The 395-nt window shown below is 66.3% G+C and carries 1 pseudogene; it reads left to right on the top strand.

The annotated features are described in order from the left end of the window. Nucleotides 1-49: 49 nt before the first annotated feature. A pseudogene (locus tag CVH10_RS18005) lies at nt 50-395 on the top strand (hypothetical protein); the annotation flags it as partial.

The following is a 395-nucleotide window of genomic DNA, read 5'->3' as shown; positions in this document are numbered from 1 at the left end:
GACATGGCCGCCGCATCCAAGCCCGTCGCGGCCTGACCAGGAGCACACCATGGGTGCATCCGATTTCGCCAATCTCCCGCACATCGGCGAGGCGGTCCGCCGCAAGGAGGACTACCGCTTCCTGACCGGCGCCGGCAACTACACCGACGACGTGACCATGGCCGCGCAAAGCCATGCCATCTTCGTGCGCTCGCCGCACGCCCACGCCACCATCAGGTCGGTCGACATTGCCGAGGCGTCGAAGATGCCGGGCGTGATCGGCATCTTCAGCGGCAAGGACATCGAAGGGAAGATGGGCGGGCTGCCCTGCGGCTGGCTCATCAACAACCCCGACGGCACGCCGATGAAGGAGCCGCTGCACCCGATCCTCGCGATCAAGAAGGTGCGCTACGTCG

The sequence above is a fragment of the Halomonas sp. ND22Bw genome (assembly GCF_003011945.1).
Classification (GTDB): Bacteria; Pseudomonadota; Gammaproteobacteria; order Pseudomonadales; family Halomonadaceae; genus Halomonas; species Halomonas halophila.
This window is presented reverse-complemented; position numbering and strand designations above follow the sequence as displayed.